Raw genomic sequence first — 16593 nt, 5'->3', positions numbered from 1 at the left:
CAGCTCGACGAGATCGTCACCCGCCCGAATCCGCCAACTCCGTAGAACGGACGGCTCGCTTTGAGGAAATCGCCCGAGGCCAGCGAAATCGAGTCAGAACGAGAGAACGCCGATCCTAGCGATCCAATTCGCCACGGACCGACGACCGAGGCCGGCGCGGGCTCACAATATACCAGCCGCGCGCCTTTGCCAGTTGTTGCAGCTTTCGGTGCGGATGGACCACGACCGCAGTACCGACGCGCTGTAACAACGCCCGATCGCTCCAATTATCCGCATAAGCCACCGAATCGTCCAACGAAATCCCATGATCCTCGGCCCAGCGCTCCGCCCAATAGAGCTTGCCCTCTCCGTAACATGGTGGGCCAGAGCCAATTCCGACCAACCGACCGCGTTCGATGATGACCGGCGTCGTGATCGTGTCCGTACAGCCGAGATAGAGACTCAACGGCTCGATCACGATCCCAGGAGAGGAAGACACAAGGACCACGGCCGTTCCCGACCGCCGCAACGCGTTCAGGTGCTCGACCACCCCCTCGTAGAGCCGAGGCCGGACAAACTCGACGAAGTTATCGTAGGCGATCCGTTCCAGCTCGACGACCGGGATCCGCGCGATGCTCTTCAGACCGAACGCGATGAGCATGCCGTAGTCGAGCCGGCCAAAACGGTGCTGGAGCCCATGGAAGAGCGCGCGGAGGACGAACGACCGCTTGATGAGCCCGCGTCGGCGGAGGATCCGGGCGAAGAGTAACGTGGTGGTCTGCGCAAGCAAGGTCCCATCCACGTCGACGAAAGCGGCGACCGGGGGTCGGTCGAACGTCGGCCAGCTCACGAAGCGCCTCCCGAAGTCACCCAACGTCCGATCTGATCGGCGAGCGCACGCGAGGTTGCCGAATCGGCCGACTCGGCGATGACCCGGACGATCGGCTCGGTGTTGCTCGATCGGACATGGACCCAGCGATCGGACCAGTCGAGTCGCAGCCCATCACGACGGTCGGACTTGGCCTCAGGATAGGCCGCCGTGATCTTGTCCCAGAGCGCAGCGATCCCGTCGGGGCCACCGTCCCGCTGGAGTGGGTATTGATCCTTCACCATCGCATACTTCGGCAACGCATCGACCAACCGGGAAAGTGGCTCCTCGGTCGCGGCGAGCAAGTCGAGCACGAGGGCCATGGCCACGAAGCTGTCGCGAACGAAGCCGACCCGCGGGTCGATCACGCCGCCATTCCCCTCGCCACCGAGCACGGCTCCCACCGCGCGCATTCGCTCGACGACGTGGATCTCACCGACCGGGGTGCGGTGGACCGGACAGCCAAGGCGCACGGCCAAGTCTTCGCTCACCCGTGAGGTCGAAAGATTGAGGACCAAGGGGCCGCGGACCTGAGTCAGACGGCGCGAGACCGCCAGCGCAAGGGTCAACTCCTCGCCAATGTACCGCCCCGTCTCGTCGACCAAGGCGAGTCGATCGGCGTCAGGGTCCTGAGCGAAGCCGACGACCGCGCCAGTGGCGGGCACAATCGCGGAGAAGGCGTGCAAATTCGCCTCCGTCGGCTCGGGAGGATGATCGTAGCGACCATCAGGAAGCGCCCCGAGCACGACCGCCTTGCAGCCCAACGAACGAAGCAGAACCGCCCCCAGACGCCCCCCTGCCCCATGGCAAGCGTCGAGAACCACCGTAAACTTGCGACGACGGATCGCGTCGACGTCGACGATGTTGAGCACGTGCTTCAGGTGCGCCTGATCGGGGTCGTCCAGCGAGCGAACCCGCCCGAGCGCATCCCAGGGAGCCCACTCGAAGGCGCGGCGATTGAGGCGATCGAGAATGGCTCGCCCCTGGGCCGCGCTCAGTACCATCCCCTCGGGCTGAAAAAATTTGAGGCCGTTATATTTGGACGGGTTGTGCGACGCTGAAATTTGGATTCCACCGGCCGCCGCCTGGTCACGGACGAGTCGGCCAATCGTCGGAGTGGCCGTGGGGCCGACCAGCAAGGCATCGCGGCCCGTGGCGGTCACGGCGGCCAACACAGCCGAGGTAAAAACTTGCGCCGAGACCCGCCCATCGTGCCCAACCACAATCGGCCCCAACGCGCAGCCCGACGCGTAGGCGGCCGCGAACTCGACCACGACCGTGGGGTCGAGGCCATCGCCGACCACGCCACGCAACCCCGACACACTAGCAATCCGAGTCCCGCCCACGTCGTGCCTCGTTTCCTTCCGATACCCCGCGCGGAAATCCAAGGCCCCAAGTTAGAGAATCTCCCGCTCGAGGTGAAGACCATTCAGACCACGAGGAATCGAAACACCACCTCCACCCCCATCATAAACCAAAGGATCGGGCCGCCCACCCAAAACATCGAAACCCGCAAGCCGCCGCTTCCCACCATCAGGCACCGGCAAATCAAGGGGGAATGGGGTCTGCTCGGAGTCATGACGTCGGTGAATGACCTGATTCAGCAACGGATGCCACGATGCCCTGGCCATGGACCTGGAACACCGGACTCACCTGATTTTCAAAGGCTTCCCCACGCCACCCTCCAAGGTTTGTTCCTTCCCGATGATGGGTTGACGGTCGAGTTTCGAGCCACCGCTTCGGTTCGAATCTCAGGGCGGATCAAAACCTATGTTTCCCTTTCAGTTCTACCAAGACAACTGGCCCGTTACGACCGGGCATCTGGTCTTGCCCACGTGCACGACCAGCCAATAAACTGATTCTCACCTGACCCGGCTCGCCCTGTGGGCACGACAACAGATCCTCTTGAAACTCAAGAACAACGGGACTCAGGCAGAAAGTTCCCGAGGTGCTCCACGTCTCGCTGAAGACCTTGTAGAGATGGGGACCGGACCGGGAAGCCCCATCACCAGCATTCAAAGGTCCTACCACCTGCACCTCCGCGATGAAGTGTTGAATTCTACCCGGTCGAGTGCGGTTCGATCGGAAGCTGAGGAGGACGGGGTTTGATGACGGGTGCTCACGCGGAGAGACTGGGCCATCCGCATCACAGCTTCCTAGGCGGCGGTGGTAAGATGGGCACGCTGATGCGCGGTTTCGACTGGTCGAGCACGACGCTCGGGCCGGTCGAGAGCTGGCCCCAGAGCCTCCGGTCGGCGGTATCCATCTGCTTGAACTCGTGTTATCCGACCGCCATCTACTGGGGCGAGGACCTGACCCTCCTCTACAACGATGCCTGGAGCCCGATCGCCGGCGGCAAGCACCCCGGTGCGCTCGGACGTCCGGCCCGGGAAGTCTGGGCGGAGATCTGGGACGTGATCGGCCCCCAGTTCGCCCACATCTACGCGACCGGGGAAGGGGTCTTCTCCACGGACCAGCTCCTCTTGATGCATCGGCATGGGTACACCGAGGAGTGCTACTTCGACTACTCCTTCGGCCCGATCCGAGGCGAAGGAGGGGGCATCGCCGGCTTCTTCAATTCGGCCGCCGAGACCACCTACCGCGTTTTAAACGAACGAAGGACCTGTCTTCTGAAGGACCTCGCGGCGAAAACCGCGTTCTCGAGAACCGGCTCCGAAGTCTGTACCCAAACCCTGGAAGTCCTCGCCAGCAACACCGCCGACATCCGGTTCGCGCTCCTTTATCTCGCCCCCGGGACGGGCGATGTCGCTCACCTCGCGGGAAGTATGGGGCTTGAGCCGGGAGACCCCTCGAGCCCCGCCCTGATTTCCCTCAATGGCACCCGACCTGGCGAGGAGGTCTGGCCCCTTGCAACCGAGGTTCATTCCACCTCTAACGAAAACGCAGTCGTCGTTCTCGACCCGCCCCTTGGCCCACGGGAAGCAGCGCGCGAAGCCCTGATACTCCCGTTGTCCGTGGCCGGCCAGGAGCGCATGTCCGGAATCCTCGTGATTGGCCTTTCCCCTCGTCTCGCCTTGTCCGACGACTACCGACGATTTCTCAATCTGGTCGCCGGACACGTGTCAAATGCGATCGCCAGCGCCCGGACCCTGGAAGCGCTCTCGTCCGCTCGCGACCGCTTGGAGGGAATCCTGTCCGCGGCCGAGATCGGCGCCTGGACGGTGAGCTTCGAGACCGGCCGCGCCAGTGTGGACCGAAACGTGGCGGCACTGTTCGGTGTCGACGAGCGGGAGTTGGCCGACGTCGGACCCGACTTTTTTATCGAACGCCTCCATCCCGACGATCGCGAGCAGGTTGCCGCGGGCCTGGCTCACTCGCGCGAAACGGGTGCCCTCTACGAGGCGGAATTCCGGATCGTGAAACCGGATGGGTCCCTCCGCTGGGCCGCGAACCGCGGGCGGCTCCGATGCGACGCAGCGGGGCGGCCACTCGCACTCGACGGGGTCGTGCTCGACATCACCGAGCGCAAGCAGGCAGAGCACGACGTGGCCGCTCACCTCGCGACCGAAACCAGGCGTTCAAACCTCCTCAGGCAGGTCGCCGCCGCGTCGCGAAGCATCAATGCATCGCTCTCGGTCGAGAGCGTCGCGCGAATCGTCAGCGAGGAGGCCCGAGTCATCATCGGAGCCCACTTCTCGATCACGCATCTGACGGTCGGCGAAGACTGGAACCAAGCGATCCAGACCGTCTCCCAGTCGAACGCGTCCAACGCCTTGAGTCCCGACGTCGAGGCATTCGACGGGACGGCGCTGGACGCGCTTGTCCGCCAAACGAACCAGCCGATTCGTCTGAGCCAGGCCGAGCTCGAAGCCCATCCGGCCTGGAAGAAGTTCGGCGGGCCACGGGAGGACAGTCCCAACGCGACCCACGGCTGGCTCGCGGTCCCGCTCATCGGCCACGGCGGCAGGAACCTGGGCCTGATTCGGCTTTCGGGCAAGGATGAGGGGGAGTTCACCGAGGAAGACGAGGCGGTCCTCACCCAACTTGCCGCCATCGCCGCGGTCGGCATCGAGAATGCCCGGCTCTACCAAGCGCTCCGGGAGACGGACCACCGCAAGGATGAGTTTCTGGCGACGCTCGCGCATGAACTGCGGAACCCACTCGCCCCGATCCGTACCGGGCTCCAAATCTTGCGGCTCAGGCGTGAGGCCAATCAGACCGATCAGACCCTCGACATGATGGAGCGACAACTCGGGCACATGGTCCACCTGATCGACGATCTGATGGACGTCTCCCGGGTCAGTAGCGGCAAGATCACGCTCCGTACCGAGCGGATCGAGCTCAAGACCGTGGTCGAGAGTGCGGTGGAGACCAGCCGGCAGCTCATCGAGGAATCCGGACACGAGTTGGTGATCAAACTCCCGGCGGAGCCGATCGTCCTAGAGGCCGATCGCACCCGGCTCGGCCAGGTGCTGGCCAACCTCCTGAACAATGCCGCCAAATACAGCGAGCCAGGCGGACGCATCGAGCTGACCACCCAACGTGTTGGCGATGAGGCCCTCATTCGCGTCAAGGACACCGGAGTCGGAATTCCCGCGGAAATGCTCCCCAAGATTTTCGACATGTTCACGCAAGTGGGAGCATCGCTCGAGCGGTCGCAAGGAGGGCTCGGGATCGGCCTGACCCTCGTCCGCAGGCTGGTCGAATTGCATGGTGGGCGGATTGAGGCACGCAGTAAAGGATCGGGGCACGGCAGCGAATTCGAAATCCGACTCCCGGCGGTCGGAGCCAATCCGGACGCTCAGCAAAGTGTGAAATCCAGTCTCGAGCGTGAAGCGTCCGAGCCGGCCGCCAAGCCTCGCTTACTCGTCGTGGATGACAACCAAGACTCGGCCAACACGCTCGCCCGGCTGCTGAAGCTGACAGGTCACGAGGTCAGAACCGCCTACGACGGAAACGAAGCCCTGAGAGAGGCCGACGCGTTTCAACCCACGCTGGTCCTGCTCGATATTGGGCTGCCAGGCATGAATGGGTACGAGGTTGCCGAAGAGCTCAGGCGGAATCAACGGCTCGAAGGGGTAACGCTCATCGCCTTGACCGGCTGGGGCCAAGCCGAGGATCGCCGACGCTCGCGCGAAGCCGGGTTCGACCACCACCTGGTCAAACCGGTCGACCCCGATGCCCTCCAAGAGCTGATGCGATCGATCGCGCAGGCCGGAAACTAGGACACCCCGCTCAATGACCTGGTTCAATCCGCCAAACAATCCAATCAATATTTTTGCACACGTAAACCCTAAGCCAGCGGCGGGACGATTGGGGGGCCATGCCCAGTCAACGACTTCCCGAAATCACTCCGGTTGCACAGGGCAACAGTGGAACGACGACAGTGCCACTGGTTCCCAATCGGGCCAACTGGCTGTTCTCCAGAGACAAACCACGCGGCATGCAATATGCTCTGAGATAACCCAAATCGCTTTCGCTCCTGGCCCAACCTTACGGAACGGTCGGTACGCCCCACCTTAGGGACGCGATGCGTCGGAGACCGCCCTTGGACTTAGGTGTCACCAACGCCCACAGCTCTGCACCTTCGAAGGGCTGCGACCATGGGATCGCGGGCGAGGAAACGGCCCGGGCCGGCGCCTTGCTTGACGGGTCTCCTACCGGCGTCCCGTTTCCATCGAAAAAAGTTCCCCGACATCTCGGTTTTTGAACCATGAACACCTCTTGGTTACTCGAACTGGATCGTAGCCGTTCGTCCTACTTGCTCTTGGCCTCGTTGGCAGGACTCGGGGTGGCCGCCGGTGTCCTGTACCGCGTCGGGTTGATTGGCTGGATCCTCGAGCTCCTCGGCATCGTGGTGAGGGGGAGCATCCGCAAGGGGTTTCGGCTCTGGGAGCGTTGGCTGGCGTGGGCAAGCTGGCCCCTTTTCGTTGCCCTCGCCGTCGGATTCCTCTTCATGGGGAGCGTCGCCAGCGACTCCTTGCCAGGTCTCAGGATCGGATGTGGCCTGGCCCCGCTGTTCATGGGGACCATCGCCTGCCTTGCCTACATGTTCATTGATATCGAGCGATACGAGGTCGAGCGGGGCCACAAGGCCATCCATAATCCGCTGAAGGGTCAAACACAGGCGACGCACCTGGCGCGGTACGGCGCGCAGGTCCGCGTCCCGTTGTTGGTCGCCGCCACCGTCGCCATCATCGGCGGGTTCGCCCTGCTCAATCAGGGTCTCTACGACATCGTCGGCAGGCGCTGGTTCGCGGTGGGGGACGGAACCGAACAGCCAGCTTATATCGATTTTCTTGCTTATGCCATCACGAAACTTCTCGGTCTGCTCGACGTGCTCGATCTGGCCAAGTCACGTCACTGGCTGCGCGCCGAGTTCATCCGGCCGGCTGCCTGGCCGGCCTCCACACTGCTGGCCGCGTTCAAGGCATTCTTCAGCCTGGTGTTGCTGCAACAAGTCTTCGCTTCGCTCCGGCAAGGGAAGTTGCTGGCGGAAACGATCGCCGACTTCTGGAGTCCGCACGTGCCGATTCACGAGCGGGCCCGGAACGCGCTGGCCCAGTTCGGCGGCGGCGCCATCGGTCCGCTCCTGGTTTCCTTACGATCGGTCCCGTCGCTGACGAAGGAGCAGCGGGACCAGTTGCCGCTGGTGTTGGCGACGATCGGGCCGTCAACGATCCCGGCCCTGGTCCGCCATCTGCACGACCCGCAGGAGCACGTTCGGGCCGTCGCCGTGGCCGCACTCGGCTTGCTTCACGCCGTGGACACGGTCCCCCTGCTGGCGGGGCTCAGCCAGGACCCTTGCGCCTTGGTCCGGCAGAGCGTGGCCCAAGCATTGGGGACCCTTGGCTCGGCCCGGACGGCAACATCTGGCGTAGCGCGTGCCCGCGTCCTGCGCCTCGGGTTGAGGGACCATGCGAAACGATTCTGGTTGGCCCGCCGAAGCAGGCGTGCGACGCCCGAACCGCCACGCGACCCGGTCGAACTTTCGGTCGAGACGTTGGAGGCCGCCTTCGCCGACGACTCGGCGGCGGTGCGAACCCAGGCCGTCCAATCCATGGGCCGGATCGGACCACCGGCGTCGACCGCGGTCCACGGCCTGATCGGACGGCTCAAGGACAACGACGAGACGGTCCGTTGCGAGGCGGCCGAAGCGCTGAGCTTGGTCGGAGGATCGGCGGAAGTGACAGTAACCGCCCTGATCGAGTTATTGCAGGATGCCAGCGGACCGGTCAAGGCGGCGGCCGCACGCGCACTCGGGTCACTGAACAAGGCCGCAAGTCCCGCGATCTCCACACTCGTCCCGCTCCTCCAAGACCGTGAGGAGTCGGTACGCACCGCGGCCGCCGAGGCCATCGCCCGGGTCGGGCCCCTGAATGAGGCGGCCACCGACACCCTGGCCGAAGGGCTCGAGAGCCTAGACACCGTCGTGCGCGCTCAGACTGCCGAGGCGTTGGGGACCATCGGCGCCGCCGCTGATGAGGCCGCTCCGGCCCTGGTCGAGGCAATGAAGGATGAAAACGACGAGGTGCGGGCCAAGGCCGTGGAGGCGCTGGGCAAGATCGGCGAAACGGCCGCGGAGGCCGCCGTCCCTGGCCTGGTGCGTGCGTTGAACGATCAAGACAACCGGGTGAGCGCCCTGGCGGCTGAAGCCCTCGGCCAGATGGGCGAGTCGGAGAACGGGGTGGTCGCCGCCCTGATCGGCTCCCTCGAGCACCTCAACCCGCAGGTCCGCGGCAACGCGGCCGAGGCGATTGGCAACCTCGGAGACGCTGCGGCCGGTGCGCGGCGGGCCCTCGAGCAGGCGGCTCAGGACGAGGACAGCGCGGTTCGCGGTCAGGCGATCCGCGCCCTGGGCGCGATCGGCGTTCCCACGTCAGCGACGGTCCAGGTAATCTTGGCGGGGCTCGAGGACGCCGACCCGTTGGTCCGAGCCGCCGCCCTGGAATCAGTGGGGCGATGGGGCAATCCGGGCGAAGCCGTCGTGAACGACCTCATTCCCCTCCTGGACGACGCGAACGACGGCGTAAAGATCGAGGCCATCTTGGTACTCCCCAAGCTGGCCGGGGCCACGCCCGCGGTGCTCGCCGGGTTGTGCCGCCGGTTGCTCGAGGATGACAGCACGTCAGTCCAGACCCACGCCGCCCTGGCCCTCGGCCGACTCGGTCCCGCAGCCAGAGCCGCGGGTGAAGCCTTGCTTCAGGCCGCCCGGACCGGCGATGTCAGCGTGCGTGAGAAGGCGATGCGGGCGATCACGCTGATCCAACCCCCGGAGACCATCGAGGCCCTCGCCGCCGGCCTCAGAGATGCTTGCGGCGACATCCGGATCGTGGCCTCGGCGGGATGGATGCGCGCGGCGGTGATCCCCAAGGAAGCCGTCCCCGACCTGGTCGAGGCTCTCCGTGACCCTGAGGTCCAAGTCCGAGCGAACGCCGCGCACGCCCTCGGCCGACTCGACACCCTCCCCCGCGACGCCATTCCCCTGCTCGTCGAGCGGACGACCGACGCCGACGAAGGCGTGCGACTGAACGCGGCCACCGCACTGAAACTGGCCCCCGCCGACCTCGTCGGAGCGGTCATGCAGAATTTACTCACCGATTCGAATTCTCGGATCCGCTTGATCGCCGCCGGATCCCTGCTTGCCACGGGACTGGCCAACCCCCAAGCGGACCTCGCCCTGGTCGAGGCCCTGGGAGACCCAGCCCCCGAATCCGCAAGGCCGCGCTCGAACTGGTCGAATCCCTCGCCCCAGACGACGGCTCACTTCTCGAAGTCTTGGAAGATCGCAAAGGCCGAGAGGGGTCATCCGATTTACGAAACGCCGTGACCGACCTGATCGAGCACCTAAAAAGGCAGGCCAAGACTCATCCACAGCCCGTCGTTCCCGCGGAGTAATTTCGCCTTCAGAGGATCAGCGCTCCGCTCGCTTCCGTCCGATTCGATGGATGGTGCGGATTTTCCTGTCTCGCAGCACCGGTGCCAAGAATCCCATGTTGGAGAACGTCGTGGGATGGCCATAGCTGAGACCATAGCCATAACTCGTACCATCGCCGTAGAAGGGAAAGCCGGAGCCGCCGTAGACAGCAGGGGAGCCACCATAGCCCAGGTTATTGACCCCCGGGTTGTAGCCATATCCGCCCATGCCCCCGCCGCCACCATATTGTTGAGCCTTTGCCGTTGAACCGGTCGTGATCCCGATTGTCAACACCAGGGCAAATGCCAACGTGACGCGTGGGCCACCGCGTTGTAACAGCGAAATCATTGGTGCGTTCCTGTAGGTGTGTTCCTTTGGGTGTATTCCGACCGACGGGTTCGTACCCTCCGAGCCGATTCGGTTGGGATGGACCAAGCCCCGCAAGGCTGACTCGGAGTGGCCACCAATTCAGATGTCCCCCAGAAGTTCTGCGGAAAAAGCCGGGAGAACCCTTCATTGTTCACCTGGGAAGGTGCGGGGTCAGCCCGAGGACACAACCGTGGCTGTCACCATGCCGTGGTCGTGCGTCTCGTGGAACGGCGCCGGCGAAGGAGGAGCGCAGCGGGGAAGTAATCTCCGCCTGGGGACGACTTCGCCTACCCTCCCGCTCCATCGGCCCTCAGCCGTCGCGGTCACTCCCTGTGGATTCGGTAGCCAATCACTCAAGGATGGCAGGGGCCGAACGACAATTCCAAGATACGTAAAAGGTAATTTTTCTTGAGACATCAATGCATTTTATCAACCGCCAAAGGACTTACGTCAACGGCATTCCGTATCGCCTCGAACCGAGAGGGACTTTGAGCGAATCCAATTACGCAAGAAACAATAAAATTCACTATCATGTTTGCTTTTCGTGATCAGCGAGTCAGGGGAATTAATTCCTTGAGACGCCATCCTCTCCGGGCCGATTGCCGACGTCGACTCCGGGCTTCGGGCTCCGTCGTCTCGGCGGGCCGGGAGGACCGAGGGGGCATGGCACGAGGGTACATGGTTGCCTCGTCGATTCGCCCGGCCGCGCGGAGCGCGTCGCCGAGGTCGTGAAAGGCCAGTTCGCCCCGGGGCGGATGGCCAGTGCGACGGAATCGTAGCGGACCGCCTCGTCGGGACGGCCCAACTTGGCCAAGAAGCTCGCGAGATCGCGGTGGACCCAGAAATCGTCCGCGGACCCGTCGGTCGACTCATCGCCGCGAGGTGATCGCATTCCCGATCGGCCCGGATAGAATGTACCGCAGTCCATGCAATCCCGGGATCGAACGTCCCGAGGAATACCCTCCATGCCGGACGACAGATCTGGCTGGGCGCGATGACCACCAGCTGCCTCAAAGCGAAGAGGTCGGGCGGGGATGGCGGCGGCGTGGTCGACCCGACGAACGAGGGCTGGCGATGGGTCGAGTTCCGGAACGTCACACCGTAAACGGTAAACTCCAATGGTCCATCATCTCACTCCGGATGCTTGAGCGCCCCTCCTCCGCGTCAAAAAGCAAAAGTTTCAGGAAAGGCGATGATGGCTCAATTCCACCTTCCCAACACTCTCAGGGCTTTCGTCCAGCACCAGAAGACCATGCCGGTCAAGGACCTCGGGGACGGGATCGGGAAGTTGGAGGACTCGCCGTACTTCAGCTACTGGTATCGAGCGGTCGCCTGCATCCTCTTGTCAGGGCGCGTTGAGGCCAAGCGCGACGGCGCCCCCAACATGATGGACGTGAACCGCGTCGGCAAGGAGGCGAACTTCAATCAGTACCTCACTGAGCGGATCGGAAAGCTCCTAATCGCCATGGATGTGGTCCGGTTCAATCGCGCTGACAAATACGAAGCGGGACCGAACCTCGCCGCCTTCTGGGATCATGACGCCGAGCGCATCCCGGCAATCGCGCGGCAAGGGATCGTCCGTCTCGTCCACTACCTGACCGGCCAAGCCTTCGGGTATCCCCACGCCGAGAAGGATTCGCACCCCATCGAGTTCCTGTCGCTCTTCTTCGCATCGTTCCAAGGGCTGGCGCTGGTCGAAGCCAAGGTTGGCGAGACGTTCCATGCCTTCGCGCTCCTGCCCGAGGACGACCTGATCGAGGCGGGTCGAGGACTCGGACTCGCCCTGACCGGCGTCAGTATCGCGGGGTGGAGGCGAATGCTCAACACCAAGGGCCAGAACGCCCTGATCGCCGCCATCAACACCGCCGAGTGGGCCTATGGCGCCTCAGCCGAGAAGACCGACTGGTATTTCGCCAGCCCGTGTGGCCTGGCGATGCTGGAACTCGGGCCGATGCTCTCCAGGCGCACGCTCGCGACGGAGCTCAAGGTCCAGTCCGATCTGTCCGTTTTCGCGGGCGCGGGCTTGCCCTGGGAAACGCTCTTGCCCTTGTTCCGGTACAGCACAATCAAGCGGATCGATCAGGTCTACGAATTCCGGCTGGACCGCAAACGAATCGCCGAGTCCTCCTCGACAAGCCAACCGGGGGAGGAGTTGCGGGAGGCGCTCCGCGAATCGGCCCCTTTGCCTTCCACGGTCGCGGATCTACTGACCACGAAATCCAAGGCAGGCGGCAAGATCGGCATCCGCTGGTGTAGCGCCCTGCTCAAGCCCGACAGCGCCGAGACGCTCGCGGCGATCCACGGACACCCGAAACTCAAGGGCTACCTTGAACCAGGCGCACCGCCCGGCTACCTGCTGATCAAGAGCCGCTCAGACCCCGACAACTTCATCCTCAGGTGCCGGTCCCTGGGCTTCAAGGTGACTTCGATGTAAGCCACCGCCCGGGCAGGCGATAAAAAAACGGCGAGCGATCACAATAAACATGCACAAATTCACAATCAACACAATTCACCCAATTTATTCCGTGGAGACTGAGCCATGACCAGGTTCATCGCCTTGGAGACGACCTTGGTCGTCGCGATGCTGGCTCAGTCATTCTCACCCGGCACGTCCCCGGCGCCCGTGTCGAGCCCAAGCCGATGCTCACCCTTCGCCCCCGGGTCGGGCTCCCCATGATTGTTCATCCGAGTTTTTATGGAACCATTGCCTGAGATTCCCTTGCTCATGCCGTGAACTCCCCATTCATTGAACAATGAAACGATCTGAGCGAGGGTGGCCGCAAAGGCTTGCAGTCGAGGTGGCAGCACCCCCCAAAAAAAGTCTCGACTTCAACCAGGGAGGAGCATCAAAGTCATACGTGCCAATCGAACTCACTTGGCAACGGGCGCGGCTTGCCGTCGAGAGTTGTCCCCTCAATCGGTTGGGGAACCGTGCCCGCTCCCCGGGGGGGGGATCCTTAGCGCGACGGCGATTGATCGTCCTCGTTCAATCTCGCGGCTTCGCTTGTGTTTGGCCGGTACACACCAATCTGAAGCGTCCCCAGATCGATCAAGCCAGGCGCCTTGGGCCGGACCGCTCCGGTCGCGGGGTATACGTTTCCCCGAAGGGTCGAGATGTAGTACGCTTGCCCGACGACCAGCGACGGCAAGGTAAATCGGCCCTCGGCATCGGTCACGACCTTCGGGGCAAAGCAGTCCATGAACAGGGTGGACGCGCCGGCGCCAAGAGGGACGCGACGGCCCCAATAGAGCTCAAGCTTCGGGGCCGGTTTGCCGCCTTCGTCGAGAAGAAGGCCGGTGGCCGTTGCCGTCGGGGCAACCGCGAGGACCACCTCGGAGTCGTCAGCCCCAGCCTCAACAATCGCTCCGAGCCTTCCGTCGGAGCTCTTCGCGCAAATGACCAGCGGGTCAAGCTCTCGTTCGGCATGAAACCGCCCCTCATCATCGGTGGTGACGGAGAAGGGGTTGTTGGTCCTGATGGCGGCGACGATCTCTACCTTCGCCCCGGCGACTCCCTTTTCTCTTGCACTCGCAAGAACAACCCGGCCTGTGAGTGGTCCCTTCTCCGGCCGAGGCATCCAGAAGTCGCGAACCAACTCAACCTCGTCCTTGATGGTGATCTCCTCATCACCCGTCCGCGGCGGCCCCAACACCGTGTAGGTCCCGGGACCGACCCGGAACGAATAATGGCCAACCGAGTCGGTCCTGATACCGATATGCCGACGGACTTGGTGAGTGAAGTGATCGCCCTTCTCACGCAATTCCTCCGGGGCCGGATCACCGGATTCGTCGAGCCCGACGGCAACGTTGGGTGCCGGCCTGTGATCGGGTCCGACAGTGACCGTCCCACGGAGTACAGTCCCCCGGGTGAGTGTGAAGTCAACCCCATCGGCCGGCTTCCCCTCGCGGACGGTGACGTCTAGGCGAGAGGGTGCGGCCCAGTCTTTGTCGTCGACATAGACGGCATAGACCTCGCCCGCATTGACGCGTAGCCAATACGACCCGTCGGTGGCCGTGCGAGTGCGATCCTCGCCGTTGTCCATCCCGTGGCCCGAGCCAGACGCGTGGACTTCGATACCTTCCGCGGGCGAACCGTCGGGGTGAACGACACGACCGCGGATCGACTCGATTGGGCTCAGCTTGGCAATCACCGGCCCTTCATGCCCCTCTTCCCAGATCACCCGACGATGGGCATAGCCATCGCCAATCGGCCAGAAATTGAGGGGTTGCTGCGCCCGCGGCAACCAGTCGAAATCGGCGACTCCGTCGGGTCCCGTCGTCGCGGTGAAGATCCGACTCGCGAAATTGAGATGGCTTCGCCGACCCTCCTTCTGCAAAACCCAGAGGTAGAAGTCAACCCCGGCCAACGGCTTACCGCCGCTGTCGACGGCCTTGATCCGTGCGGTCTGAGCGCCGTCAAGCGTGAGTGCGACCGACTCGGGGAGATCCGCGGCCGGGATCCCACCACGCAGCCGGCCCGCCTCATCGATCGGGCCGTATTCGGCGTAGTCGAACCCTCGCCCCGACTTCTGCGCGACCACCCACCCGACCGTGGCGTCGGCCGGGATGTGGAGCAATGCGGAGCCGTCGGGGCCGGTCTTCGCATCGTCATAGACGCACGACCCGGCGACCTCGACGGTGGCTCCGGGCACCGGGGCATTGTTCAAGTCGGTAACGCGGATCGTAATTTCCCGACTCGATTTCAGGACAACCTGGACCGGCACCTCGGCCGCCGTCTTGGTCAAACCGTGGTCAAAAAGGAAGACCCCAAGTCGATTCCCGTCGACGGAGCGGGCGAGGAGCGATGCGCCGTCGACTCGAGGGCGGCGGATCGGGATCGCGAACGACCCGTCCACCCCCGAGACGCCGCGGGCCTCGCGGTCGGTAAAAGCAAGGGCCCGAACTTCGGCCCCCGCGACCGGCCGGCCGGCCTCGTCGACGACGACCCCGCGGACCTGGATCGGCTGGGGCGTCGTTTTTTTGTCATTGGCCTCCGCCACGGCCGCCGGAGGGGCAGGCTTGGGATCAGGGGGTTGCCCAACCTGCGTTGGCCCGACGGCCACCGCAAGGCCCGCCGTCAGGCAGGTCGCCGCGCCGAGAAGGGCGATGGCCACGAGGATCAGCTTCAGCTTGGACATGATGATCATCCCGAGCACTCCTTCCGCCAGCGAGGCGACAGCCATCGGAACCGCCCCAGCGGTCGCACCCGTTGCCGCAAACTCCAAGGCAAGTCGCACGGTGGAGGCGGCGAGCGGCTCGGGCAACGAGGCGCTCGCAGGCTCGGAGATCAGCGTGGCGACCAGGCCCGTGCCGAGCCCGACGCCGCGCCGGGCCAGCCGATCGCGAAGCAGCGAACGGCCTCGAGAAAGCCGGCTCGAGAGCGTCCCCTCGGGGACCCCGAGTTGCCGCGCGGCGTCCTGCCGCGACGCTCCCTCCAACTCGCAGAGCAGGACGGGCTCGCGGTAACGGCTCGGCAACCGGTCGATCTCCTCGTCGAGCAGCGCGAGCAGGTCGCTCCGCCCCTGGTCATCCGGCGCAAACAGGGCCGCGGATTCGTCCAACGTTCCCCCCTCCCGCGCCCGCCGCCTCGCCGACCGCCTCCGGGCCTCCTTCGCCGTCCGGACCGCCACCCCGTAGAGCCATGCTTTCAGCCCGTCGACCCGGCGAACGGCCCCGGCCTTTCGCGCCAGGACGAGGAAGACCGCCTGGAACGCATCCTCCACGTCGGCCGAACCGGCGAGCATCCGCCGGCTGACCGACAAGACCATCGGCCCGTGCCGCTGCACCAGCGCCGCGAACGCATCCTCCCTGTCGGCCCCGTCCCGGCCGAGAAACCGTTCGACCAACTGCGCATCAGTCAGCCCTCCGACGGCCCCCGTCGCATAAAGCGTCTGGATCTGTCGGAGGACCTGATTCGCTGATTCTCTTGCCATCGAAAGGCTCCCGGACCCTCGACCCACGTCCCCGTAGTCTACTGGTCGCGAGAGGCCGGGCGCGTCCGGGAATCGGAAAAAAATTTGTAGGCGTTCACACCCCGAACCCAGGGATGTTAGCCTACAATTTCGCGACCAGATGGTGTTGGACGAGCAGGGAGATCGCGGGAATCCTTAAGGACATCCCATCGTCCCCTTTTTTTCGTACACCCCAATGACTCCCGGTGGAAAAACCCGGTAATTGGGCGACGGTCTCGTAATTCAAGCCCGCCGAGCCCCCTCCATGTTGATCCTGCCCCACTTACGATTCACGGTGTGGCGAATGATGGTCGGAGTGGCAATCGTCGGTGTTGCGCTGGGGGGCGCCGTTTGGCTCAGGCGGATCACGATCGCTGACCTTTGCGAGTGGGCCACGCAAGTGCCCTTCTTCGTTTTTCTCGCCCTACCGTTCGCTCTGGCGTTCGCCGCGACTTTGGCGGTGACGATGGCTCAACAGAAGGCTAAATGACACCTATAAACCGAATGAATGGTTAGCGATTCCCAACGTGAGTCTCCGATGCTCACGC

At 64.0% G+C, this 16593-nt stretch carries 8 protein-coding genes; 4 read left to right on the top strand and 4 right to left on the bottom strand.

Features of this window, described 5'->3' with window-relative positions:
- Positions 1–115: 115 nt before the first annotated feature.
- Both BUS42_RS06715 and glmM read right to left on the bottom strand, forming a co-directional pair.
- Positions 116–829 carry an HAD family hydrolase gene (locus tag BUS42_RS06715; RefSeq protein WP_074306255.1) on the bottom strand — a complete coding sequence of 238 codons (714 nt, stop codon included), beginning with the start codon at positions 827–829 and terminating at the stop codon, positions 116–118.
- On the bottom strand, positions 826–2169 hold the full coding sequence (gene glmM / locus BUS42_RS06710; protein WP_254053346.1) for a phosphoglucosamine mutase: 1344 nt from the start codon (positions 2167–2169) through the stop codon (positions 826–828). Before glmM ends, BUS42_RS06715 begins: the two co-directional genes overlap by 4 nt.
- A 786-nt stretch (positions 2170–2955) precedes the next feature.
- Here glmM and BUS42_RS06705 point away from each other — a divergent pair.
- Together BUS42_RS06705 and BUS42_RS06700 are read left to right on the top strand one after the other, a co-directional pair.
- Positions 2956–6033 (top strand): ATP-binding protein, encoded by a 3078-nt coding sequence (locus tag BUS42_RS06705; protein WP_074306253.1) that lies wholly within the window; start codon positions 2956–2958, stop codon positions 6031–6033.
- Between the two features lie 488 nt (positions 6034–6521).
- A complete protein-coding gene (locus tag BUS42_RS06700; protein WP_254053345.1) occupies positions 6522–9638 on the top strand; it encodes a HEAT repeat domain-containing protein in 3117 nt (1038 codons plus the stop codon).
- Between the two features lie 84 nt (positions 9639–9722).
- Here BUS42_RS06700 and BUS42_RS06695 read toward each other — a convergent pair whose 3' ends face one another.
- The gene (locus BUS42_RS06695; RefSeq protein ID WP_074306252.1) at positions 9723–10073 is read right to left on the bottom strand and encodes a hypothetical protein; all 351 of its coding nucleotides are present in this window, start codon (positions 10071–10073) and stop codon (positions 9723–9725) included.
- A 1213-nt stretch (positions 10074–11286) separates the two neighbouring features.
- Between BUS42_RS06695 and BUS42_RS06685 the strand changes: the two genes are divergently transcribed.
- Positions 11287–12528 (top strand): hypothetical protein, encoded by a 1242-nt coding sequence (locus BUS42_RS06685; protein ID WP_143206261.1) that lies wholly within the window; start codon positions 11287–11289, stop codon positions 12526–12528.
- A 523-nt stretch (positions 12529–13051) separates the two neighbouring features.
- Here the strand turns inward: BUS42_RS06685 and BUS42_RS06680 are convergent.
- Positions 13052–16027, bottom strand: coding sequence for a sigma-70 family RNA polymerase sigma factor (locus BUS42_RS06680; RefSeq protein WP_074306249.1), 2976 nt, complete (start codon positions 16025–16027; stop codon positions 13052–13054).
- A 283-nt stretch (positions 16028–16310) separates the two neighbouring features.
- On the opposite strand from BUS42_RS06680, the gene BUS42_RS06675 reads away from it, so the two are divergent.
- The gene (locus tag BUS42_RS06675) at positions 16311–16535 is read left to right on the top strand and encodes a hypothetical protein (RefSeq protein ID WP_074306248.1); all 225 of its coding nucleotides are present in this window, start codon (positions 16311–16313) and stop codon (positions 16533–16535) included.
- Positions 16536–16593: the final 58 nt, after the last annotated feature.

Origin of the sequence: Singulisphaera sp. GP187 (assembly GCF_900129635.1) — a bacterium.
Taxonomy (GTDB): domain Bacteria; phylum Planctomycetota; class Planctomycetia; order Isosphaerales; family Isosphaeraceae; genus Singulisphaera.
Note: the sequence above shows the minus strand (reverse complement) of the source record. Positions and strands in the feature narration are given on the sequence as shown.

Excerpts from the sequence above, each read along its gene's own strand:
- BUS42_RS06685 (WP_143206261.1), top strand. The coding sequence starts at position 11,287 with ATGATGGCTCAATTCCACCTTCCCAACACTCTCAGGGCTTTCGTCCAG.
- BUS42_RS06695 (WP_074306252.1), bottom strand. The coding sequence starts at position 10,073 with ATGATTTCGCTGTTACAACGCGGTGGCCCACGCGTCACGTTGGCATTT.
- BUS42_RS06680 (WP_074306249.1), bottom strand. The coding sequence starts at position 16,027 with ATGGCAAGAGAATCAGCGAATCAGGTCCTCCGACAGATCCAGACGCTT.
- BUS42_RS06675 (WP_074306248.1), top strand. The coding sequence starts at position 16,311 with ATGTTGATCCTGCCCCACTTACGATTCACGGTGTGGCGAATGATGGTC.
- BUS42_RS06700 (WP_254053345.1), top strand. The coding sequence starts at position 6,522 with ATGAACACCTCTTGGTTACTCGAACTGGATCGTAGCCGTTCGTCCTAC.
- BUS42_RS06705 (WP_074306253.1), top strand. The coding sequence starts at position 2,956 with ATGACGGGTGCTCACGCGGAGAGACTGGGCCATCCGCATCACAGCTTC.